This window comes from Hydrogenovibrio halophilus DSM 15072, from assembly GCF_000384235.1.
Lineage (GTDB): Bacteria > Pseudomonadota > Gammaproteobacteria > Thiomicrospirales > Thiomicrospiraceae > Hydrogenovibrio > Hydrogenovibrio halophilus.
Window position 1 is genome coordinate 554,601 of sequence record NZ_KB913033.1, and the last position, 22,759, is coordinate 577,359.

Below are 22,759 nucleotides of genomic sequence, written 5' to 3' on the forward strand. Positions count from 1 at the left end.
CTTATCCGTCCTTATGAATCCCGTTTCGATACGACCAGAGTAACAGCCCCAGGCCGGCGAGGATCATCGGCAGCGACAACACCTGCCCCATTGTGACCCAGCCCCAGGCCAGATAACCCAGTTGCGGGTCCGGCACCCGCCAGAATTCCACCAGAAACCGAAACGCCCCATAGCCGATCAGAAAAGCCCCGGACACGGCGCCCAGAGGCGGTCGCCGGAAATGATAGACCAGCAGTATGGCAAACAGCACCAGCCCCTCGAGCAAGGCTTCCAGCAATTGGGTGGGGTAGCGCAACACCCACTCGTTCAACTGCGGATCGAACAGACGCATGCCCAGCGGCGACTGGGTAATCGCGCCCCAAAGTTCGCCGTTAATGAAATTGCCAACCCGTCCGAAAAACAGACCCATCGGCACCAGCACCACCACAAAATCCGACACCGCCAACGGTGACACCCGCATCCGGTAGCGTGCAAACCACAACATGGCCACCATCACGCCCAACATGCCGCCATGAAACGACATGCCGCCCTGCCAGACTTTGAGCACATCCAGCGGTTGCTCAAGGTAATGCGCCAGATCGTAAAACAGGATGTAACCCAGACGCCCACCCAGCATCACGCCAATGGCCCCGTAAAACAGAAAATCGTCCACATGCTGGCGTGTCCAGAACGGATGCCGCCCGGCCAGAAAACGCCCGAACAACCAGAAAAACGCAAAGCCAAACAGATACATCAGGCCATACCAGTGCAGCTGAAACACGCCAATGTCCAGCGCCACCGGATCAATCTGCGGATAGGACCAGAACGGCTCGGGCAAATCGGGGCTTACGGAACTGAACACAATGGTGACTCCTGGCACAACCAACAACAACGATAAGGGCGTCGGCAAAAAAGCGATCGAATAATGTGGCCATATTATACATGTTTGGACTTCGCCTGAGCGCCGGGCCGAACCAAAGTGTGCCCCGACAACGCCAACCCTTGAAAAACCATGAATCCCCTCCCCCATATCAATGGGCGGTTTGCCGGTCATTAAATAATGTGCTAACGTGCAAACGACCATTTATTACGACGCGTTCAATCGAAAAGGGCAAACGGGCGCAAACACTGCGAACGCACTGGCCCTTTTCCTGCGTCCAAACTGACCATCTGCCAGGCTGCGGTCGGTGTCCCCCTCTTTTCAAGATGGGGATTTCCGCCACGGCCTGCGATGACAACCATCAAGGGGACACTTTATGTCTAAGAAATCGTTACGTCTGACTCAACTGTTTACCGCGGCTGCCCTGTCTGTCGCCATGGTCAGCGCTCAGGCTCAGCCCGGCATGGCACAAGGCCAGGGACAAGGCCAGCCGCAAATGAGTCAGGAACAGCAACAGATGTTGCAGAAGATGCAACAGACCCAACAGCAACTGCAACAGACCCAACAACAACTGCAAACCTATCAGCAGCAGGCCTATGAAGAGACGCCCGAACTGCAAGAGAAGCGGGATCAGTTGCAGGACAAAATCGCCCAGAAAATGAACACCGGCGGCTACAATGCGGAAGACGAAATGGCGGCTCTGAACGAAATGGTGGCCAAATATCAGGAAAGCGAGCAAGAGCCCAGTCAGAAAGACATTCAGGCTTACCAGAAGCGTCAGCGTACCTTCCAGCAGAAACAGCAGGAAGCGTTTCAGGACCCAGAAGTCCAGGAGATGTCTGCCGACCTGCAGGAACAGGTGCGCAGTGTGATGACCGAGATCGCGCCCAAGAGCAAACAGCTACTGGAAAAAATGGAAACCCAGATGCAGGAATTGCAGCAACTGCGTCAACAGGCACAAGGCATGATGGGCGGACGCTAAACCGACTCAATCGCGATCCAATCGCCTGAACCAAAAAAGCGCCTGAACGGCGCTTTTTTTATGTCTTGCTGATGATGGTTTTTACCAGGCCTGGTAAAAACCGGGGCAGATCAGGATTGCTTCATCGCTTTCAGCTGATCAAACACGCCGTCGCCGAGCATGACGTCCACATTCAGCACAATCAGCATCTGCTGGACTTCCGACTGCTCCACAACCGCCAGCCCTTTGATGAATTCGTCGTCAATGCGGTCAACGCCGGTATCAAAGCTGGGCGTTTTCTGCAGGGTATTGGGGTCCACATCTTCCACATCGCTGACGCCATCGACCACCAGACCCACGGTTTTTTCCTTGAAGCCACCGTTTTCGTCTTCGGTATGGAATTTGGTGATGATCACCACCGTGGAATCGTCGTAGGTCACATTCTGAAAATTAAAGCGTTCGCGCAGGTCGATGATGGGCACCACCGCCCCACGCATATTGATCACACCTTTGACATAATGCGGCACATTGGGCAGTGGCGTGGCATTTTCCCAGCCACGGATTTCCTGAATCCGCAGGATGTCGATGCCGTAGATTTCTTCTCCCAGAATGAATGACAGGTATTGCTCCATGTCATCACTGGCGATATTGAGCACCTTTTCTTCAACCTGCTTTTCGTCATGCTGTTGCTGTGGTTCCGCACTCATGATGCCTTCCCCTGATTTTTAGCGTCTGTTTGCCATTATGGCAAATTCCCATTTGAAAACAACCGATTTTTTGCCAACCCCTCAAGCTATAGTAAACTGGAGGCATTCCAAATTTAGGGCTTGATTGCCTGAGAGGTCCGATCCATGCATCTTCCCATGAAAGCCGGCATTGAAAACGCCACCCGCATCCTCAAACAAACGCCGATGACGGCCGTACCGCCGGAAATCTACGAGCTTGAGAGCCTGATGCAGCAGGAGGCACCCAATGCACACGATGTCGCCGACCTTCTGGCCCGAAACCCGGAAATTCTGGGCGAGTTTCTCAGTCTGACCAACCGGGTGCTCAACCGCCCCGAAGACGACTTGATTCTCAATGCCATGGCCGCCGTCAACCTGCTCGGACTGGACGAAATCCATCATCTGTTTTTAAGCACCTATCTGCAAAAGCACCTGCCGGTCAGCCTGGCAGACCGCAAATTGATTGCTCACGATCTGCGCGCCGGACTGGCTGCGGCCGAACTGTCCTACTGGGTCGGGGGCATTGGCCGCACCCAGGCCTATCTGTACGCGTTCATGCAGAACATCGGCGCGCTGGTGATGCTGCGCCATGACCCGGAAGCGTACGGCGAACGCTTTCTCAACCCTCAGATGAACCAGCCGGTCAGTGCGCACCAAAGTGAAATCGCGCATTACCAGACGGCCCACACGTTTGTCGGCAGCATCATAGCCCGTCGCTGGCATTTGGGCGACGCTCTGAGCAAAACCCTGTTGTTTCATCATCAGCCTGATCTGATCGAGCTGGAGGACTACAATCCCTCCGTGGCCAAAATGGTGGCCCTGATTCACATTGCCAATTATCTGGTGTTCCAGCATTTCTCGGACCACTTCATGGTGCGCGAACTGGAAAAATTGTATGAAGAGGCCGTGCATTATCTGGCACTGCCGGACAATGCCATCAGCGCCGCCGAAGCGGCACTGGAAAAATGGGGCCACAGCGGCCACTTACCGGACGCGGCGCACTAGCCCGAACAGTCGTTTTAAATTTTGAACTGTCGTACCAGCTCGTCCAGCTTGCTGGCCAGCTGCTGCAGGCGGTTGCTGGAGGCTTCGGTATTGCCTGCGCCATCGGCGGTGTTTTGCGACACATAATGAATCTTGTTGATGTGCGCATTCACCTCTTGCGCCAGCGCTGTCTGCGCCTGCGCCGCGGTCAGCATTTCCGAGCTCATGTGATTGATGTCTTCAATCAGAATCACCACCGGACTGAGCACCTCTTCCACCCGCATGACCGAGTCATAGCCTTGCTTGGTGGTTTTGCGGCCGACTTCGACCACACTCACCGTGCTTTCGGTGGCTTTCTGGATTTTTTCGATCACTTCTTCGATCTGCGTGGTCGACTCCTGGGTGCGCTGAGCCAGCACCCGAACCTGATCGGCCACCACCGCGAACCCGCGACCGTGCTCACCGGCCCGCGCCGCTTCGATCGCCGCATTCAGCGCCAACAGATTGGTCTGTTCCGCAATCTCGCGAATCACGTTGGTGACCGTACTGATGGTCTGGCTGTCGTGATTGAGCTGATTGACCGCTTCGGTGATTTTTTCCATTTCAGTGGAAACCTGGCGAATGGTCATGCCGGCGCTCTTGACCACTTCGCCCCCTTCCTTGACCCGTTCGGCCGCCTGCTCGGTCGAACGTGAGGTGTTGTGCGAATGGTCTTCCACGCTCTTGGCTTTTTCCGACATCGAAATCATGGATTCCGACAACTGGTTTGAGGCGTCCAGCTGTTCGTCCGTGCCTTCCTTGGTGGAATGGGTCACTTCCAGCATGCTGCGTGACGCGGTTTCCAGTTCACGCACCGTCTCGGTGACTTCGCGCAGAGTCTGCTGCATGCGACTGATGAACTCATTGAAATAATAAGCCAGACTGGCCAGTTCGTCCTTGCCGTCCACATGCAGGCGTCGGGTCAGATCGCCTTCGCCATAGGCGATGTCTTTCATCGCTTCGGCCGAACGTTTGACCGGACGCACCACCGAATCGGTGACGCGCTTGGAAATCAGCATCCCGACCAGTTGACCGAAGACCGACAGCGCCAGCAGAATGATCAGGTTGCGCAGGGTGGAATCCACCACCTCATCACTGGTTTCCTGCATCGCCAGCGCAGCGCCGGAGGAAATCTCTTCCAGCTGCGTTTCCAGTGAATGGAACAACGGCTGGATTTTATTCTGCATCAACCAGGTGTCCATGCGCCATTTGGGGCCTTCGTGGATCAGCTTGAGCTGCATGAAATTTTCGCGGTAGATTTCGTAGGCTTTCTGTGCGGATTCCACGCCCATTTCTTCTTCGAACGTCAGTTCCAGCGCATCCTGCTCGGCCAGTTCGCGCAAACCGGACTCGACCTGATCCAGATAATCCTCGGTGGAACTGACCATGTTGTCAGAGCGGAAGGCCACATAGCCGCGCACACCGCTGAGCACATTCAGCCAGTTTTTCTGCAAATCCAGCAGAATGTCCAGAATCGGTTTGCGCTCGGGGCGCAAATCGTTCCATTCGGATTGGATCATCAGGCTGATTTGCTGCTGAATGGTCACCGCGTGCGGCATCAAATTTTCGTCAACAAAGGCAAAAGCGGGGAATTTTTTGCCGCGATCGGACTGCAGGGCCTGCACCTGCTTCACATATTCCGGCAAAGCGCTCAGGCTGGTGGCAATTTTTTCCAGGTTTTCAGATTGAATGTCGGATTGACCAGCGGCTTTCTTTTTCAGCCCCGAGAGCATGGATTCGGTCTGAGACAAGCCATTGCGCACCGCGTCCAGGGTTTTGTCCTCCCCGGTCAGCATGTACTGCCCCAGGGTGCTCATGGTTTTTTCAAGTTGCATCGCCATCTGATTGGCTTGCAAGGCAATGGGCTGTCGCTCTTCCACCACTTCCTTGACGTTTTCACGCACAATATAGAGATTGACCACGGCCTGAATGGTGATCACGGCCAATACCGCCCAGATCACCCCAAAACCGAAACGCATCTTTTGTTTGATGGTGAGTTTTTTTAAAAAGTTTTCCATGAAAAAACCCGCTGTTGACTTGGGAGCCCCCTCAAATGGGGCTCTGAAAAATGAACCTGGAAGTGGTCAAGCAATCATGGTGCCAACAACGGGTTGGGGCAAACCTGACAAATCAGTCGCGACGCGGATACTGGCCCCGGGCGATCAGCCCGCCGTCCATGGTCAGGTTGGCACCGGTCATCCAGGCCGAAGAATCGCTGAGCAGGAAAGCGGTGGCCTGCCCCATGTCCTCCACTGTGCCATAACGACCGACGGGCATGGCCCCTTCCCATTTCTGCTTCATCGCCGGTTGCGACAGAATTTTCTCGGTCCGCTCCACCGGCACCACGCCGGGTGCCAGAACATTGACACGTATCCCGTACTGACCCCATTCCACTGCCTGAACTTTGCTCATTGCATCCATGCCCGCTTTGGATGCGGCATAAGCGGCAAACCATTCACAAGTCTGCTGGCCGTGGATACTGCTGTTGTTCACAATCACCCCCGGCTGGGACTGGGCACGACAAGCCTGAGCAAAGGCGGTGCTCAACAGGTATGGGGCTTGAAGATTCACCGCCAGGGTTTCGGCAAACTTTGTGCCTTCCGGGTCTTTTTCGCTCAGACACTTGGTGACAATCCCGGCATTGTTCACCAGCCCGTCCAGACCGCTGTAAATGGACCAGGCCTGGTCAAAAAAGGGTCGCAACCGATGGGTGTCGGCAAAATCCTGCTGCAGCACCGTGGCTTCGGCTCCCCGCTGTTGCACCGCCGCCAGGGTTTTCTCGATGCCTGCCTGATTGCGGTTGTAATGCAGCACCAACCGACAGCCGTTTTCGGCCAGGGTTCGGGCCATGCCCGCGCCGATGCCACTGGAGGCACCGGTAATCAGAATGCGCTTGTCGCGCAAATCGGCAAACATTGCGTTGCTCATCGTTGCTCCTTTGTGTTTTCCAATCGGGTCAGAATGCGTTCTGTGATCGCCTGAGTCACCTGTTTAGGGGCGGAGGCCCGCAACGCTTCAGAGGCCTGACGGGCCTGTTCGGGCGCCAGCCAGTGCTGCAATCTCTCGGCCAGTTGTTCCGCGGTCAAATCGGCCTGTTGCCGCACCTCTCCCCCGCCGATGGCCACCAGGGCCTGGGCATTGGCGGTCTGGTGATCGTCTACCGCAAACGGAAACGGAATCAGAATGGCCGGACGCGCCGCGCTCATCAATTCCGACACTGTGAGGGCCCCGGAACGGGCAATCACCAGATCGGCCTGGCGATACGCCGCCACCATGTCATCGATGAACGCCACCACCTCGGCTTTGACGCCTGCCTTCTGATAGGCCTGCCGGGTGGTGTCCAAAAGTGCCTGCCCGGTTTGATGTCGCACCGTCGGACGCTGCCCGGGCGGCAGCTTCGCCAATGCCTGAGGCACCAGTTCATTGATCGCTTTGGCCCCGCGGCTGCCACCCATTACCAATACATGCCCGACTTGAGAATGGGCCACCGTGGGCAGCGCTTCCAGCCCCGAACGCACCGGATTGCCCAGCACCTGCGCGTTGCGCCGACCTTCTGCCGCCTGTTCAAACGCACAGATCACGGTTTCGGCCAGAGGGCTGAGCCAACGATTGGTCAATCCCATGATCGCGTTCTGCTCGTGCAGCCACAAGGGTCGTCGGAGCAACCGCGCAGCCAATCCGCCCGGACCACAGACGAACCCGCCCATGCCCAGAATCAGATCGGGCCGGGTCTGACGGATCACGGCGGCGCTCTGCCACATCGCCTTGAGCACGCGCCAGGGCGCCTTCAACCAACCCAATAGCCCTTTGCCCCGAAGCCCCTGAATCCGAACCGGGTAAAAGGCAATACCGGCCTGTTGCACCCATTTCGCTTCCATGCCGCCTTCGGTGCCCAGCCACACGACTCTGACGTGATTCTCGGAATTCACAGACAATGCCTCGGCCAGCGCCAGGCCCGGAAACACATGCCCGCCTGTGCCGCCGGCCATGATCATCAATGTCCGTGGTTCACTCATTTGCGCCCCCGTTGTGTTTGTCCGAGAGGTGATTGGTGGAGTCTGAATCCGCCGTTTGTGGAAAGCGGCGACGGGCCTGGCGGGTTTCCATATCTACCCGCAGTACCAGCGCCAGCGCCATCATGATCATCAACACACTGGAGCCACCGTAACTCATCAATGGCAGGGTCAGACCTTTGGTCGGAAACAGTCCGACATTGACCCCGATATTGATCATGGCCTGCAATGCCACCCAGATGCCGACGCCATAAGCCACCAGTCCGCCGAAATGGGTCTGGGTCGCTTCCGTCTCAAACACCCGGTTGGCCTGATGGCCGATGCGAAAACAGCGCCACAGAATCAGGGCGTAGAGACCGATCAAGGCCACCACCCCGACAAAACCGTATTCTTCGGCAAAGATCGCAAACAGAAAATCGGTGTGGGCATCGGGCAGATACAGCAGTTTTTGCACGCTTTCGCCCATGCCCACGCCCAGCCATTCACCGCGACCCAGCGCAATCAGAGCCTGGGTCAACTGATACCCCTGTCCGAACGGATCGGCCCAGGGGTCCAGAAAATTGCTCACCCGGGCCATACGGTAAGGCGATGTGATGATCATAAACACCAGCAAGGCGGCGATGGGCACCACCGTGATCACAAAATAACGCCAGGGCGCACCGGCAATCAGCAACATCCCGGTGATGATCACCGCGATCACAAAGGTGCTGCCGAAATCGGGCTCCATCAGCAACAGGATCGCCATGGCACCAAACGGCAGCATCAACCGAAAAACCGCCTCGTACTGTTCCCGTACCGCCTGCCCGTGCCGGGCCAGATACCCGGCCATAAACACCACCACCGCCAGTTTCATGAATTCCGACACCTGAAAATTCATAAACACCAGTGGCAGCCAGCGCTTGGCCCCATTGACCTCCCGCCCAAAAATCAGCACCAGCACCAGCAGCAAAAGCCCCAACAGAAACAGCTTGCCCCGTTGCTGCCGCCACAGCGACAGAGGCATGTGCACCACCACCCAGGCCGCGATCAAGCCAAGGGTCATGGCCAGAGCCTGACGCCCCAGAAAATGGGTGGGATAGCCAAAATATTTTTCACTGATCGCCACCGAGCTGGAAGCGACCATCAGCAGCCCCACACTCATCAAAGCCGCGATGGCCCCGATCAGAACCCAATCGACCGGCCAGTCATCTGCCGGGCGTCGGGGCGCAGCAGGCCTATGGGATCGCGTGTCAGTGCGTTGCGTCATTTGGCTCATACAGTGCCTCAACCTCATGCATAAACACTTCGCCCCGCTGAGCGTAGTTGTCAAACTGATCAAAACTGGCGCAGGCCGGTGACAGCAAAACCGTGTCCCCCGGTGCGCTCATGGCCGCGGCGGCCTGGACCGCTTCCTGCAAGGTCGGCACCAGCGTTACCCGCTCAGAGGGCATGGCGCCGGCCAGGGTCTCGCGATCCTGACCAAACAGAATGACCCCGGCGACATAGCGGCGCACGGCCTTGCCCAGCTCGGCAAAATCGGCCGCCTTGTCCACCCCGCCGGCCAGCAGAAACAGACGCCCCTGATTGTCATTGGCGGTGGAAGCGATGGCGGTGACACTGGCCCCGACATTGGTGCCTTTGGAATCATTGATCCAGGTCACGCCGTCAAAACACCCGACTCTCTGAGTGCGATGCGGCAAGCCATTGAAACAGGCCAGTACCTGGGCGAACACCGCCTGCGATAACCGGAAGGGGCGACAAAGCGCCATCATCGCCAGCGCATTAAGCTGGTCGTGCTGGCCCTGTCGACACATTTCCGCCACCGGGACCACGGCTTCGCTGCCCCAGCCCAACCAGGCCTGGTCATTTTTGTATAAAACGCCATAACGCTGACTTTGTCCGGGCAAGGGCTCGCTCAACCCAAACACCAGTTTGTTGCCATCGTCCGGGTAAAGATGGGTTAGACGCGGATCGTCTGGCAAAACAGCCCAGTCGGTGTCGCTGAGCAGACTCATTTTGGCTTCAATGTAATCGGCCAGAGAGGGATAACGATCCATGTGGTCTTCGCAGACATTGAGAATGGCCGCAGACGTGCATTGCAGGGAATAGGTGGTTTCCAGCTGAAAGCTGGAGAGTTCGAGCACATAGACATCGTAGTCCCGGGCATCGCAAAGCAGGTTGAGCGCAGGCTGGCCGATGTTGCCGCCCATGCCCACCTGATAACCACCCAGCGCCAGCGCCTGAGACACCAGCGTGGTCACAGTGGACTTGCCATTGGAACCGGTGATCGCCACAATCGGCGATCCTGCGGCGCGGGCAAACAGCTCGATGTCGCCAATGACTTCGATCCCGTCATCCACCAGACGCTGTACCCAGGGTTCGGAACGGGCCAGGCCGGGACTGAGCACCAGCGTCGAGATCCGCTTGCGCCAACTGCCCGGCAGCGTCCCGGTGGCAAATGCCACTTCCGGAAACTGCGCCTGCAAAGAAGCAATCGCCAAATCGGAGCGGGTGTCATACGCCAGACAGGGCTCGCCCTGACTGGCAAAATAATTCAGCACGCTCTGACCTGTCAAACCCAACCCGGCAACTAAATACATACGGACTCTCTCGCCTTTTTTTGACCTTGTGCAACTGGCCTTCGGTTCAACGAATTTTCAGACTGGCCAACCCGATCAACACCAACAAAATGGTGATGATCCAGAAGCGCACAATCACCTGGGATTCGTGCCAGCCTTTCTGTTCAAAATGGTGATGCAACGGCGCCATCAGAAAAATCCGTTTACCGTTGCGCAATTTGTAGGAACCAACCTGCAGAATCACCGACAGGGTTTCGGCCACGAAAATACCGCCCATGATGAACAGCACCAGTTCCTGTTTGACCGCAAACGCCACCACGCCCAGAGCCGCGCCAATCGCCAGAGACCCCACGTCGCCCATAAACACCTGAGCCGGATGCGCGTTGAACCACAAAAACCCGAGACCGGCACCGGCCAGCGCCGCACAGAAAACGGCCAGTTCGCCCACACCGGGGATATAGGGAATCTGCAGATAATCGGCAAAATACACATGCCCGGTCACGTAAGCGATCACCCCCAGAGCGGCGGCAATCATCACCGCCGGCATAATGGCCAACCCGTCCAGACCGTCGGTCAGGTTGACCGCATTGGAGGTCCCCACAATCACCAGATACCCCAGTAACATGCTCCAAGCCCCCAGATGGATGAAGGTGTCTTTCATATAGGGGATCAGCAACTGGGTCTCGGATGGAACCTGAGCCAGAGCAAACAGGGCATAGACACTGATGAGGCCGACCACCGACTGCCAGAAAAATTTGGTGCGCGAACGCATGCCGTTTGGGTCTTTGAACACCACCTTCTGGTAGTCGTCCACCAGTCCGATCAGGCCGAATCCCAGCATGGTCAAGGTGGCGATCAGCAGATAGTGGTTGCCCAGATCGCCCCAGAGCAGAATCGCAATCGACATCGAAAACAGGATCATCACCCCGCCCATGGTGGGGGTACCGGTTTTGGTCAAATGGGTTTGCGGGCCATCATCCCGAATGCTCTGGCCCACTTTCAGGCGTATCAGGGCCCGGATCACTTTGGGGCCAATCCAGAAGGAAATCAGCAACGCGGTCACCACCGTCATAATGGCGCGCATGGTAATGTATTGGAACACGGTAAACCCGGAAACAAACTGAGACAGATAATCGGTCAGATAAATCAACATGAGGCGTTGCTCCCGGATTGCGGTTTTGAAGACAGAGCCCAGCGCTCGATCAAAGGCCGACTGACATTTTCCATCTGGGCCGAGCGCGACCCCTTGACCAGCACATGCTGGCAGGTTTCCGCAGCCAGTAATTGGTGGGCTGACTCGGTCAGCGCCGCATGGTCGTCAAACCATTGAGCCCGCTCGCCCAATCGCGCCAGCATGGGCTTGGTGCCTTCGCCATACAGAAGCACCCGGTCGATGTCTGCGGCGAGCAAAGCCTCGGCAATCTCCAGATGCGCGGCCTCGGCCGTGTCGCCCAGTTCGGACATCGGCCCCAGACACGCCAGCGCCCGACTGCCCCGGTGGCTTTGTTTCAGCGCCGCCAGCGTTTCAATCGCCGCTTTGACCGACGAGGGGTTGGCATTGTAGACATCATTGATCAACTTGCCGTGCGCCAGATCCAGCACCTGCATGCGCTGATCCACGCCTTCAAACCCGGCCAGCGCATCGCTGATCGTATCCCATTCCATGCCCTCTTTCAGACAGACGGCGGTACAGGCCAGCGCATTCCAGGCGTTGTGCTGGCCCAGCATCGGCAAATGCAGGGTCCGAACCACCGCCTGACCGGCCTGATCATAGCCCAGATCAAACGCCAGTCCCTGCGCCTCCTGACTGAGCGCAAGCAACTGCAGACTGGCCTGTCGGCTTTGTCCGAAAGTGATGCAATTGACGCCCTTTTGCCGACAGATCTGCTGCCAGTATTCAAAACCCTCGGAATTGCAATTAATGACCCCGTAGCCGCCTTGGGGCAAAGCCTCAAGCAGTTCGCCCTTGGTGCGCACAATGGTTTCAATCGAACCGAACCCTGCCAGATGCGCGCCCGTGGCCAGGGTCACAATGCCGCAATCGGGCCGGGCGATGTCACAGAGCTGGCCGATTTCATGCGCATGATTGGCCCCCATTTCCACCACCGCATAATCGTGTTCGGGTCGGATTCGCAGCAGGGTCAGGGGCACACCCAGATCGTTGTTGTAATTGCCCTGAGTGGCACAAACGGAAAAACGCTGGCTCAGACAATGGGCGAGCATCGCTTTGGTGGTGGTTTTGCCATTGGAACCGGTCACCCCGATCAGGGCCCGCAACGGCATCTGTTGACGGTGCCAGCGGGCCAGTGCCTGCAGCGCCAGACGCGCATCGTCCACGGTGATCACCGGCACATCGGCCTTGACCGGACGGCTTGCCACGATGGCACTCGCACCCAGTGACTGCGCCTGTTCCACATAGGCGTGGCCATCGTGATTCGGCCCCACCAGCGCAAAAAACACGTCGCCGGAGGCCAGATGGCGGGTGTCAATACTGACCCCGGTGACCGTCCGGGCGAGCGCCTGCGCATCCGTTTGGTCACATTGCCCGGCGACCGCCCGGCCTATCTGCTCAAGTGTCCACACAATCGTTTCCTCGTCTATGCTGTTGCGAGCGCTGCTTTCTTTGCTGTTCTCTGCGCTTTTGATAGGCAATGGTGACTGCCTCAGGGTCATAAAAAGAATGTTTTTCCCACCCCGTTTCCTGGGTGGTTTCGTGGCCTTTGCCCGCCACCACAATCACGTCCGTTGTCTGAGCCTGGGCCACCGCAAAATCGATGGCGGCCTGACGGTCGTGGATGACGGTGGCGTTTTGTTCTGCCTCTTCCCCCAGCACCGCACAAACGCCCTGCATAATGGCGTCCGTAATGACCTGGGGCGACTCCCGTCGTGGGTTGTCATCGGTGATCACGATTTGGTCGGCGTTTTGCGCGGCCACCTGCCCCATCTGTGCGCGCTTGCCCACATCGCGGTTGCCGCCGCAGCCAAACACCGCCCACAGTTGTCCCGTCTGGGGCAGATGGGCGCGGGCCCCAGTCAATGCGGCCTGCAGGCCATCGGCGGTATGGGCGTAATCGACCAGCACCACTGGCCCGGTCAGCCCCTCTGGCGGTGCCACCCTTTGCATCCGTCCGGGCACAGCGCTCAGGGAGGTCAAATCGTCTTCCGACAATTCGTGGGTCAGAGTTCGCACCAGCCCCAGAGCGCACATCACATTGTCCAGCTGAAACGCGCCCATCAGCCCCAGCGTGGTCGACCAGTGATCCGTCCCCAGCGCCAACGCCATTTCCCAGCCAGTGGGACAGGCCCGCGCCGATTGCAGGGTGATGGTGGCCTCGGGACAGGGCGCATGACCGTAACCGATCACTTCCGGCGCCTTATCTTGCGTCCCGGCTTGCTGTTGCAGGGTTCGCCCCAGCGCATCGTCCAGATTCAGAACCCAATATTCCGCTGGCCAATCGGTAAACAGACGCTTTTTGGCCGCCTGATACGCGCCCAGACTGCCGTGAAAATCCAAATGATCCTGCGTCACCTGCGTCAATGCCAGGGCATGAAAACGCAGCCCGGCAATCCGTCCCAGTTCGATGGCATGGGACGACACTTCCATCACCGCCGTGCGCAGATTCCGGTCCCGCCAGTCGGCCAAAGTCGCATTCAGTTCGAACGCCTCCGGCGTGGTATTGAGCGATGCCTCGCCCTGCCAGTGACCCGACTGCCAAAAACCCATGCCCAGAGTGCCGATCAGACCGACTTTGTCGCCGTGCGCACTCAGCAGTTGCGCGGCAAATTGCGCCACCGAAGTTTTGCCATTGGTGCCGGTCACCCCCAGAAGCTTGATTGATTGCGAAGGCCGGTGATAAAACCAGTTGGCCAGTTCGTTCTGACGCCTTGCGTTGAGCGGTTCGCTCAGTGTGATCAGCACCACTGCCTGCTTGTGTTTGGGTCCGGCCGATGCCCATTTTGACCAGGCCTGGTCAAAATGGGTCTGACCAACCGCATCGGTGATCACCAATCTGGCCCCGGCTGCCAGAGCCTGATCACTGAATTCGGCACCATGATGCCGTTCCCCCGGCAGAGCGACAAAACCGCCGTTTTCAGGCACCCGATCCGCCCTTGCCCGCAGGCCCGTTATCGTCCTGTCCCAATCGGGATGCCAGCCCTGTGCCTTTTCACCAGGCCTGGTCATTTCTGCAGAATACAGAGCCACTTGGGCATCCGACACCTGCAGGAAGGCGAGCAACTGCGAAAGCGCTCTCATATTACCGGGCCTGCTCGGCGGTTTCATCGTCCGAAGACAGCTGGCCCGGCGGACGGGCCACCTCTTCGACCGGCGTTTCGTCTGTCTCGTCCACCGGCTCGGCTTTGGGACGGGTGTGGGCATCGGGCGGAACCTGATAAAGACGCAGGGCTTCGCTCATCACCGACTGAAACACCGGCCCGATCAATTTGCCGCCATAATAGACCCCGCGACTGGGATCGACCACCGCCGTGGCCATGATAAAGCGCGGCTGATCCACCGGCACCACCCCCGCAAACAGGGCCGCATAGCGATTGGCCGCATAGCCGCCGCCCTGACTCAAATGCACGGTGCCGGTTTTGCCCGCCACCCGATAGCCTTCGATCTGCGCCTGAGGCGCTGTGCCCCCGGAAGCCACCACCGATTCCAGCATCCGCAACACCGTCTGTGCGGTTTCCGGCGTAATCACGGCCCGGCCCGAAGACGGGGAAGGCGGCGGCTCCTGCTTGATCACACTCAGGGGCTGAATCCGCCCCTGATTGCTGAAAATCAGATAGGCCTGGGCCAGCTGCAACAGATTGATGTTGAAGCCATAGCCAAAGGCGCTGGAAGTCTGATCCAGTTCCTGCCATTCCCTTGCCGGTTTCAGGTAGCCCATGATTTCACCGGGCAGAAACAAACCGGAATCCTGAGCAAAGCCTATGTCGTGATACATTTGCCATTGCTGTTGCGGCGTCAGGGTCAGGGCGATTTTGGCGGCCCCCACATTGCTCGAACGCTGCAGAATTTCTTTCGGAGTCAGATCGCCATGGGCATGGGTGTCGGTGATCACTTCGCCCTGTACCCGCATGCGTCCGCGACCGGTCTCAATCACCGAATCCGGTTCAATCTGCCCCTGATCCAGTGCCTTGGCCACCACAAACGGCTTGACGGTGGAGCCGGGTTCCAGACGATCGGTGACAGGCCGGTTACGCAGACTTTCCCCCAGCAACTGACTGCGGTCATTGGGATTGAACCCCGGCACCGAGACCATGGCCAGCACTTCGCCACTGCGAGCGTCCAGAATCACCGACATGGCCGAAGCGGCCTGATGTTCGATCTGCAGGCGCTTCAGGCGGTGGTACAGGAAAAACTGCAAATCCTGATCAATCGACAACAGCAGATCCTGCCCGACTTTGGCCGGTTGCAGATCCTTGACGAAATGCACCACCCGGCCGGTTCGGTCCCGTATGACCTGTTTCTTGCCCGGCTCACCCCGAAGCCACTCGTTGTAGATTTTTTCAATGCCGGCAATGCCGCGATCGTCAATGTCATTAAAGCCGACCAGATGCCCGGCCACTTCGCCCGCCGGATAATAGCGTTTATAGGCGGTCTCCACATAAACGCCCGGCAGCGCCAGTTCGCGAATGCGCGCGCCCATTTCGGGCAGAACCTGACGTTTGACATACATAAAACGCCGCTGCTTCTGCGCCAGTATCTGCGGGGTCAATCCAGGTTCGGACAGTTTCAGCCATTGCAGCAGCGTCTGATACCCCTCCTGAAACGTCTCAACCCGCTGTTTTTTTTCTGTGGACCAGTCGGCAGTCTGCTGTGGTGACGGGGCCAGCCAGGCTGAGACGACCTGGGGGTCCAGCCATACGGTATTGACCGGCGTACTCAATGCCAGCAGGCGTCCATGCCGGTCCAGTATGTCCCCGCGTGGCGCGGCCATGTCCAGCACCCGGACCTGACGCTTGTTGCCCTCCGACTGCAGAAAATCGGCCTGAAGGATCTGCACATAAAATGCACGCGCACCCAGCGCCACAAACACCGCCAGCATCAGCCATAAAATCAATCGGTCGCGTGGAAGCATTCGGGGGATCATGGTGCGGCATCCCTGACGAGACCCTGCGAAATACCAGGCAACGACAACACGATTGTCTGGCCCCGAGTGTCGGGCAAGCGCGAACGCAACTGCAATTCGGTTTTGGCTTTGCGTTCCACCCTGGCCAGAGCGGTCAAATGATGTTTTTCCAGAACCAGACGGCCACGATCATGAATCAACACCTGCTCCTGGACAATGGCTTGCGCCAACCGGGTTTCCAGATGGCGCACATGATGCTGGACCAGCACCACCGCCAAAGCGGAAACCAAAACGACCGCTGAAAGTCCGCCCACGAGCAGACCCCGTCCGCTGAACCGTGTCAGCGAAACGAGGCCGGGGAGTCGTGGCGAACCGTCAGCGGTCGTCATCATGGACCTGGTCTGCTCAGGTCGGCGTAAAATCAATCAACCTGGCGGCGCAAAAAAGCCGGAATGTCCAGGTAATTGGAACCTTTGTCTTGGGTCTGAGCATGAGAACCGTTGACCGCCATTTTTTCACGGCTGATTTCCGGTTCTCTGCGGGCCGCAATACTGGGTTCGACCGGTTTTGACGAGGTCATGGCCTGTTTTTCTTCGGCCTTGGAAGCCTCCACCGCCTGCAGATTGGGGGTGACTTTTTCCGGTTTGGCCTGAGCGTCCTGCGCTTCGGACAAGCCGGTTGCCACCACCGTGACCCGGATTTCATCCGACATGGCTTCGTCGATTGAGGTCCCGATGATCACTTTGGCATCCGCCGAAGCCACCTGGTCAATCACATCCCCGACTTCGTTGAATTCACCCAGAGTGAAATCCAGCCCGGACGTGATATTGACCAGCAGGCCACGTGCGCCGGACACAGAAATGTCTTCCAGAAGCGGATTGGCAATGGCTTTTTCTGCGGCCTTGATCGCCCGATCTTCGCCGGTGGCATGCCCCACGCCCATCATGGCAACGCCCCGTTCGCTCATGACTGTGCGCAAATCCTCAAAGTCGACGTTGATCATGCCCGGACGGGTCACCAGTTCGGAAATGCCCTGGACCGCACCGTGCAACACTTCGTTGGCGTAATCAAACGCTTTGGCCAGCACAAAATCGCTGCCCAGCACTTTGAGCAGTTTGTCATTGGGCACGGTGATCAGTGAATCCACATGCTCCGACAATTCGGCAATACCGGCTTCGGCCACTTTGGCCCGCCGTTCAAACCCGAACGGACGACTGACCACGCCCACGGTCAGAATCCCCATGTCGCGTGCGGCCTGTGCCACCACTGGCGCAGCGCCGGTGCCGGTGCCCCCGCCCATACCAGCGGTAATGAACACCATGTCCGCGCCTTTCAGCGACTCCTTGACCTGTTCGATGTTTTCCTTGGCCGCTTCCATCCCCTTTTCCGGGTTGGCTCCGGCACCCAGACCATTTTCACCCAATTGAATGCAGGTGGTCACAGCCGAGTTTTTCAGTGCCTGCACATCGGTGTTGGCACACATGAATTCCACGCCCTCAACCTGAGAACGCACCATATAATCCACGGCATTGCCGCCGCCGCCACCCAGGCCAATGACCTTAATGGAGGGCAACCCGGCCTGATCGGCCGTGGTTTCCTTAAGTTCAAACTGCATAGACATTGATACTCCCCTTTATCAACCGATGAACGCCCGCTTTTGCGGACAAAAATGACTACCGACAACCGGCCCAAATCTTAGAGCTTTTGAGCCACCCTCAAAACCGCACTGCGAGCGCGCGGATTACGCTGGCACTCCGTCTCAGATGGAAAAACCGGCTTGCCAACTTTTTTCAATACCGGCGCCACCACCTCGATTTCGATGGGCGACGCCGGAAACAAATCTTTTGGTGTCGAATGATCGCGAATGAACCGCTTGACCATCCGATCTTCCAACGAATGGAAACTGATGACCGCCAGACGCCCGCCCGGTGCCAGCACCGAGAGTGACTGATCGAGCACCTGCTCCAGACCTTCCAACTCACGATTGACCGAGATGCGAATCGCCTGAAAGGTCCGAGTGGCCGGATGCTTGTGACGTTCTTTTCTGGGGCTGGCGGCTTTCACCACCTCCGCCAATTGCGTGGTGGTCTGCAGCGCTTCGGTGCCACTGACCTCTTTGATCGCCCGGGCAATGCGTCCGGCAAATTTTTCTTCGCCGTATTCCCGCAACACCTTCATCAGCGTTTTCTCTTCCACCTGGGCCAGCCATTGTTCGGCGCTCAGTCCGGCCTCCGGGTTCATGCGCATGTCCAGTGGCCCTTCGCGCATAAAGCTGAAACCACGCTCGGCTTCGTCCAGTTGCGGCGAAGACACGCCAATGTCCAGAAACACCCCGTTGACCCGCCCGGTCCAGCCCCTTTGCTCACAAAGTTCAGCCAATTGATCAAAGCGGGCATGGGCCATCTCAAACCGGGGATCGTCGCCCATGTGCGCATTGGCCCAGGCCACCGCTTCGGGATCCTGATCGATTCCCAGCAAGCGCCCTTTTTCGGACAGCTCGGCCAGAATCGCCTGACTGTGACCGCCCCGCCCGAATGTCCCGTCAATGTAAATCCCATCCGGGACCAACGCCAGCGCCTGCACACTTTCTTCCAACAGAACCGACGCATGGTGGCCAGCGGCCGCATGGCTTCCAGACGGTGCCATCACAGACTCAGGTTCGACAGCGCTTCCGACATGTCGCCCCCCTGAGCATCGGCCAGCATGTCCGGCCGACTCTCATCCCAGGCCGCTTGCGACCAGAGTTCAAATTTGTTGCCCTGACCCAGCAGGATGGCCGATTTGTCCAGCCCGGCATGCTCGCGCAACAGGCCCGGCAACAATACCCGGCCCTGCGAATCCATTTCCATTTCCGAAGCATGGCCCAGCAACAGGCGCTGCACCAGCCGGGCTTGCGGGTCCATATTGGGCAGGCTGATCAGCTTGCGTTCAATCGCTTCCCATTCATCCAAGGTATAAATCAGCAGGCAAGGGCTGTGCAAGTCAATGGTGGCCACCAGCTCATTGTCGCTGGCCTCCTCAATCGCGGCACGATAGCGCTTGGGGATCGCCAAACGACCCTTCGCGTCCATATTGATTGCGTTGATACCACGAAAAAACAACATTTATTTCCACTATTCGCCACTTGCCACCACTTATCGCCACTATATTGACTTTCCGAACCCCTGTCAAGCAATCGAACGGGATTGATTTAAGAAATTCTTATTGCAGACCAACAACTTAGCGCTGACAGCAAACCGGACGGGATTCGGAAAAAAGAAAAAATAACATCTGTTTATTCATACGGTTACACACATAACCAAACAATGCATTTGAACTGAAAAAAATAAGCAATTGAAAGAATGGAAAGTTTACAGAATCAAACGCAGAGTTAAAAAACCACAACATCTAGCGGTTAGTAGAAAATTAATCGCTATATATTGAAAATCAGAAGACAAGTCCATCGAGATAAAGAATTCACCAGGCCTGGTGAAAAGAGCAGGAGAACCTAACCCGAATATTTCACAAATTTGCACCGATCTCGCTTGCCCCTTGATTCCACAAGCAATATTTTCTCAGTCGATCGTAATCAGGTAGATACGACGCTTCTTCGAAAATTTCCTTGTGAAAACAAGTTCCTGCGCGACCTCAGCACAAATTCATGAAACATTCGGGCTAAAAGAAAAAGGGCAAGAAGGTCTGTAAGCCGGGTTCTGTCCTGTTGCCAGGTAGCAACCATTCATCTGGGCGTGCCATCACTGACAGCCTCAAGCGACCTACCCGAAAACCCGGTGCGAGCCACACCGTGCCCGTGCGAAACGGACCCGTTTTCCTATTTGGTCTTGCACTGAATGGGGTTTGCCCTGCCGCAGACGGTTACCCGCTGCGCGGTGCGCTCTTACCGCACCTTTTCACCCTTACCGGTTGCCCGGCGGTTCGTTTTCTGTGGCACTTTCCGTCGGCTCACGCCGCCCAGCCGTTAGCTGGCATTCTGCTCTGCAGTGCCCGGACTTTCCTCGAACTCGATTTGACTCAAGCCCGCGATTGCCCGACCTTCTTGCGAAGGCTACTCTACCCGAAAGCCGCGATCATGTCCATTTTGTTACAAACACGTGCGCCCGGTTGGTACAATGACTTAATGGTTCGTTATCTCAAATTGCAAATGCACCGAATCGGCCGCAAAGTCCGGCAATCGGCCCTACTCAACCGCTATTTCCCGCGCTTCAAGGACCGGGTGTACTGGGCGGGCAACCGCATGTCTTTTGCACGGGCGGGGTTCATCGGTGCCTTCTGCATGATGCTGCCCATTCCGTTTCAGATGTTGCTGGGCTCGATTCTGGCCTATTATGGCCGGGCCAATATCCCGCTGGCCACAGCACTGGCCTGGATCACCAACCCTCTGACCATGGGCCCCATCTGGTATGGCGGCTATCAATTCGGCACCTGGTTTCTGAACGTCCCCGACGTGCATCCGAGCATGCAAAACCTGGCCATTGGCTCACCCATCTGGTTTGAACAGGTTTTCCCATTGATCTGGCAGCCGTTTTTTCTGGGCAATCTGATGCTGGGCGTGATTTTTGGCAGCCTGCTGTTTGCGCTGATTGCTTACCTGCATCCGGTGCGTTTCCTGTTTAATGCCCTGTCACGACGCCGGAGTCAGCGCTGATGTATCTGCAGTTTTATCAACAACGCATCCTCCTGACCTCGATTCTGATCATGCTGTTCACCGCCATCGTGGTCGGGTTGAGCGTGGCCCTGCCCCTGTTTCAGTCGGCACAACAGGGCATCGACAAAGCCACCCGCATCAGCGTCCAGGCCCACACCAACTCACTGGATCATCTGCTGCAGGGCTACCACAACATCGCCGAACAGTTCACCAGCCGGACCGAAATCCGCAAGCGGCTGGTCGCCTACAGTCAGGGAGACCTGTCACTGCAGGCCGCGGTTGACTTTTCACAGCCTCGACTCGCCGATGCCGCCCGCAAAATTCCAAGTCTGGCCGCCTTCTACCGCCTGGGGCCCGAGGGCGAAATCATCACCCGCAGCCATGAGGGCGAACTGGGGTTTGATTCGGTCAGCGAACTGTTCCCTGATATCGAAGGCGCGTCGCTGTCTTTTCGGCAAAACCCCAATCTGCACAAGCAACTGGCGCCCATCGGTTTTTACTTTACCGACACCTCTCTGCTGATTGTGGCCACCGCGCCCATTCGCGATCCGCAAAAACAGGTGGTCGGGATGGACGTGCTGATCTTTGCGCCGGATCAGTGGCTGGATCGATTGCAATCGCCCGAACACCTTCATCCCAGCACTCGTCTCTATCTTTACAACCCGCAAAATCACCAGGCCTGGTCGATTCGCAACCATCAGGCCCAGCCGCTTGAAAGCGGGGATTCGCTGCTGACCACCTTGAAGCAGCACCCCAATCAGTCCTACCTGATGCCAATGGACCAGCAGGAGCACACCCTGTTTCAAAGCCCGCTGGAACAGGCTCCCTGGGACCTGATAGTGGCATTGCCGCAGTCCACGCTCTACCACGAAGCCTATGACGATCTGCTCTGGGCACTGGTGTCGATTGCGCTGATGATGCTGATCGGCGGGATTCTGACCCATCAGGCCATTCAGCCACTGATCAAACGCCTCAGTCGTCAGGCCGAAGAGATTCAGGCCTCGGAAAAAGCGCTGAGACAGGCCGCCAGTGTGTTCGACAACACCAAAGAGGCGATTGCCATCACCGACGCCGATTTTCGCCTCAGCAAAGTCAACCATGCCTTTGAACAGTTGCTGGCCAGTTCCGATGAGCTGGCCCGCTACCGCTCCCTGACCCGGTTGATGACCACCGAATCGGCCGACCCGGATCACCTGCGCAGCATTCTGGAGCAAGTGGAAGCGCGCGATCACTGGCAGGGCGAAATCTGGTACCAGACGCCTTCAGGGGAAAAACTGCCCGCCTTGCAGACCATCAGCGCGGTTCGGGACAAACAGACCGAACAGATTGAGCAGCTGATTCACATTTTCAATGACATCAGTCAGCACAAAGCCAAAGAAAACCACATGAAGCATCTGGCGCACTTCGACAGCCTGACCCAGCTGCCCAACCGCGCCTCGACCATGCAGGAACTGGAGCGCCGACTGGACTCGCTGAAAAAAGGAGAAAGTCTGGCGGTGCTGTTTCTGGATCTGGACCGATTCAAGCCCATCAACGACACCTATGGCCACGAATGCGGCGATGAAATCCTCAGAGACGTAGCCAAACGTTTGAACAACCATGTGCGGCCCGAAGACTGGGTCGGGCGTCTGGGCGGTGACGAGTTTCTGATTCTGCTGACCGGCACCGACATGGCCCGCCATGCCCGGACCATTGCCCTCAAACTGGTCGAAATCCTGGAAGTGCCGTTTTCAACCAAAGAACACCAACTAAGCCTGAGTGGATCCATCGGCATCGCACTGGCCCCGCAGAACGGGAATCAAGTACGGGCACTGCTCAAACTGGCCGATCAGGCCATGTACCAGACCAAATCCAACCAGAATTCCCCGGTGGGACTGGCCGACGATCTGCAAAACTAG

Annotated in this window: 19 protein-coding genes and 1 other RNA gene; 4 read left to right on the plus strand and 16 right to left on the minus strand. The window is 57.4% G+C overall.

Annotation, left to right across the window (positions count from 1 at the left end):
• Position 1: 1 nt before the first annotated feature.
• A complete protein-coding gene (gene lgt, locus A377_RS0102680; protein WP_051083162.1) occupies positions 2-841 on the minus strand; it encodes a prolipoprotein diacylglyceryl transferase in 840 nt (279 codons plus the stop codon).
• A 394-nt stretch (positions 842-1,235) separates the two neighbouring features.
• Here lgt and A377_RS0102685 point away from each other — a divergent pair, with 394 nt between their 5' ends.
• On the plus strand, positions 1,236-1,841 hold the full coding sequence (locus A377_RS0102685) for a hypothetical protein (protein ID WP_019894603.1): 606 nt from the start codon (positions 1,236-1,238) through the stop codon (positions 1,839-1,841).
• A 110-nt stretch (positions 1,842-1,951) separates the two neighbouring features.
• On the opposite strand, the gene A377_RS0102690 is transcribed toward A377_RS0102685, so the two are convergent.
• Entirely contained in the window at positions 1,952-2,527 is a 576-nt protein-coding gene (locus A377_RS0102690) for a chemotaxis protein CheW (RefSeq protein ID WP_019894604.1), read from the minus strand.
• A gap of 144 nt (positions 2,528-2,671) precedes the next feature.
• Between A377_RS0102690 and A377_RS0102695 the strand changes: the two genes are divergently transcribed.
• Positions 2,672-3,550 carry an HDOD domain-containing protein gene (locus tag A377_RS0102695; protein ID WP_083919074.1) on the plus strand — a complete coding sequence of 293 codons (879 nt, stop codon included), beginning with the start codon at positions 2,672-2,674 and terminating at the stop codon, positions 3,548-3,550.
• A gap of 14 nt (positions 3,551-3,564) precedes the next feature.
• Here A377_RS0102695 and A377_RS0102700 read toward each other — a convergent pair whose 3' ends face one another.
• The 14 genes from A377_RS0102700 to rnpB all read right to left on the minus strand — a co-directional run bounded on the left by A377_RS0102700 (position 3,565) and on the right by rnpB (position 20,255).
• Positions 3,565-5,586: a methyl-accepting chemotaxis protein gene (locus A377_RS0102700; protein WP_019894606.1), complete on the minus strand. Its 2,022-nt coding sequence runs from the start codon at positions 5,584-5,586 to the stop codon at positions 3,565-3,567.
• A 112-nt stretch (positions 5,587-5,698) separates the two neighbouring features.
• Positions 5,699-6,496: an SDR family NAD(P)-dependent oxidoreductase gene (locus A377_RS0102705; RefSeq protein ID WP_019894607.1), complete on the minus strand. Its 798-nt coding sequence runs from the start codon at positions 6,494-6,496 to the stop codon at positions 5,699-5,701.
• Positions 6,493-7,584, minus strand: coding sequence for an undecaprenyldiphospho-muramoylpentapeptide beta-N-acetylglucosaminyltransferase (gene murG, locus A377_RS0102710; protein WP_019894608.1), 1,092 nt, complete (start codon positions 7,582-7,584; stop codon positions 6,493-6,495). The genes A377_RS0102705 and murG overlap by 4 nt, the downstream gene beginning before the upstream one ends.
• Positions 7,577-8,836: a putative lipid II flippase FtsW gene (gene ftsW, locus A377_RS0102715; protein ID WP_083919075.1), complete on the minus strand. Its 1,260-nt coding sequence runs from the start codon at positions 8,834-8,836 to the stop codon at positions 7,577-7,579. Before ftsW ends, murG begins: the two co-directional genes overlap by 8 nt.
• On the minus strand, positions 8,811-10,160 hold the full coding sequence (gene murD, locus A377_RS0102720) for a UDP-N-acetylmuramoyl-L-alanine--D-glutamate ligase (protein ID WP_019894610.1): 1,350 nt from the start codon (positions 10,158-10,160) through the stop codon (positions 8,811-8,813). Before murD ends, ftsW begins: the two co-directional genes overlap by 26 nt.
• Before the next feature lie 46 nt (positions 10,161-10,206).
• Positions 10,207-11,292, minus strand: a complete 1,086-nt coding sequence (mraY, locus tag A377_RS0102725; protein ID WP_019894611.1) for a phospho-N-acetylmuramoyl-pentapeptide-transferase — start codon at positions 11,290-11,292, stop codon at positions 10,207-10,209.
• Positions 11,286-12,722, minus strand: a complete 1,437-nt coding sequence (locus tag A377_RS11675) for a UDP-N-acetylmuramoyl-tripeptide--D-alanyl-D-alanine ligase (RefSeq protein WP_019894612.1) — start codon at positions 12,720-12,722, stop codon at positions 11,286-11,288. The genes mraY and A377_RS11675 overlap by 7 nt, the downstream gene beginning before the upstream one ends.
• Positions 12,709-14,394 carry a UDP-N-acetylmuramoyl-L-alanyl-D-glutamate--2,6-diaminopimelate ligase gene (locus tag A377_RS11680; protein WP_051083135.1) on the minus strand — a complete coding sequence of 562 codons (1,686 nt, stop codon included), beginning with the start codon at positions 14,392-14,394 and terminating at the stop codon, positions 12,709-12,711. The genes A377_RS11675 and A377_RS11680 overlap by 14 nt, the downstream gene beginning before the upstream one ends.
• 1 nt (position 14,395) lies before the next feature.
• Complete coding sequence (locus A377_RS0102740; protein WP_019894615.1) at positions 14,396-16,225, minus strand: peptidoglycan D,D-transpeptidase FtsI family protein; 1,830 nt, start codon at positions 16,223-16,225, stop codon at positions 14,396-14,398.
• An 8-nt stretch (positions 16,226-16,233) separates the two neighbouring features.
• On the minus strand, positions 16,234-16,608 hold the full coding sequence (gene ftsL / locus A377_RS0102745; protein ID WP_019894616.1) for a cell division protein FtsL: 375 nt from the start codon (positions 16,606-16,608) through the stop codon (positions 16,234-16,236).
• A gap of 29 nt (positions 16,609-16,637) precedes the next feature.
• Positions 16,638-17,831, minus strand: a complete 1,194-nt coding sequence (gene ftsZ, locus A377_RS0102750) for a cell division protein FtsZ (protein WP_019894617.1) — start codon at positions 17,829-17,831, stop codon at positions 16,638-16,640.
• 80 nt (positions 17,832-17,911) lie between these two features.
• On the minus strand, positions 17,912-18,862 hold the full coding sequence (rsmH, locus tag A377_RS0102755) for a 16S rRNA (cytosine(1402)-N(4))-methyltransferase RsmH (protein ID WP_019894618.1): 951 nt from the start codon (positions 18,860-18,862) through the stop codon (positions 17,912-17,914).
• Positions 18,862-19,287 carry a division/cell wall cluster transcriptional repressor MraZ gene (gene mraZ, locus A377_RS0102760; RefSeq protein ID WP_245546760.1) on the minus strand — a complete coding sequence of 142 codons (426 nt, stop codon included), beginning with the start codon at positions 19,285-19,287 and terminating at the stop codon, positions 18,862-18,864. The genes rsmH and mraZ overlap by 1 nt, the downstream gene beginning before the upstream one ends.
• Before the next feature lie 594 nt (positions 19,288-19,881).
• Positions 19,882-20,255, minus strand: an RNA gene (gene rnpB, locus A377_RS12885) — RNase P RNA component class A.
• A 30-nt stretch (positions 20,256-20,285) separates the two neighbouring features.
• On the opposite strand from rnpB, the gene A377_RS0102765 reads away from it, so the two are divergent.
• A complete protein-coding gene (locus A377_RS0102765) occupies positions 20,286-20,861 on the plus strand; it encodes a DUF2062 domain-containing protein (protein WP_083919078.1) in 576 nt (191 codons plus the stop codon).
• Positions 20,861-22,759 (plus strand): diguanylate cyclase domain-containing protein, encoded by a 1,899-nt coding sequence (locus tag A377_RS12640; protein WP_051083136.1) that lies wholly within the window; start codon positions 20,861-20,863, stop codon positions 22,757-22,759. The genes A377_RS0102765 and A377_RS12640 overlap by 1 nt, the downstream gene beginning before the upstream one ends.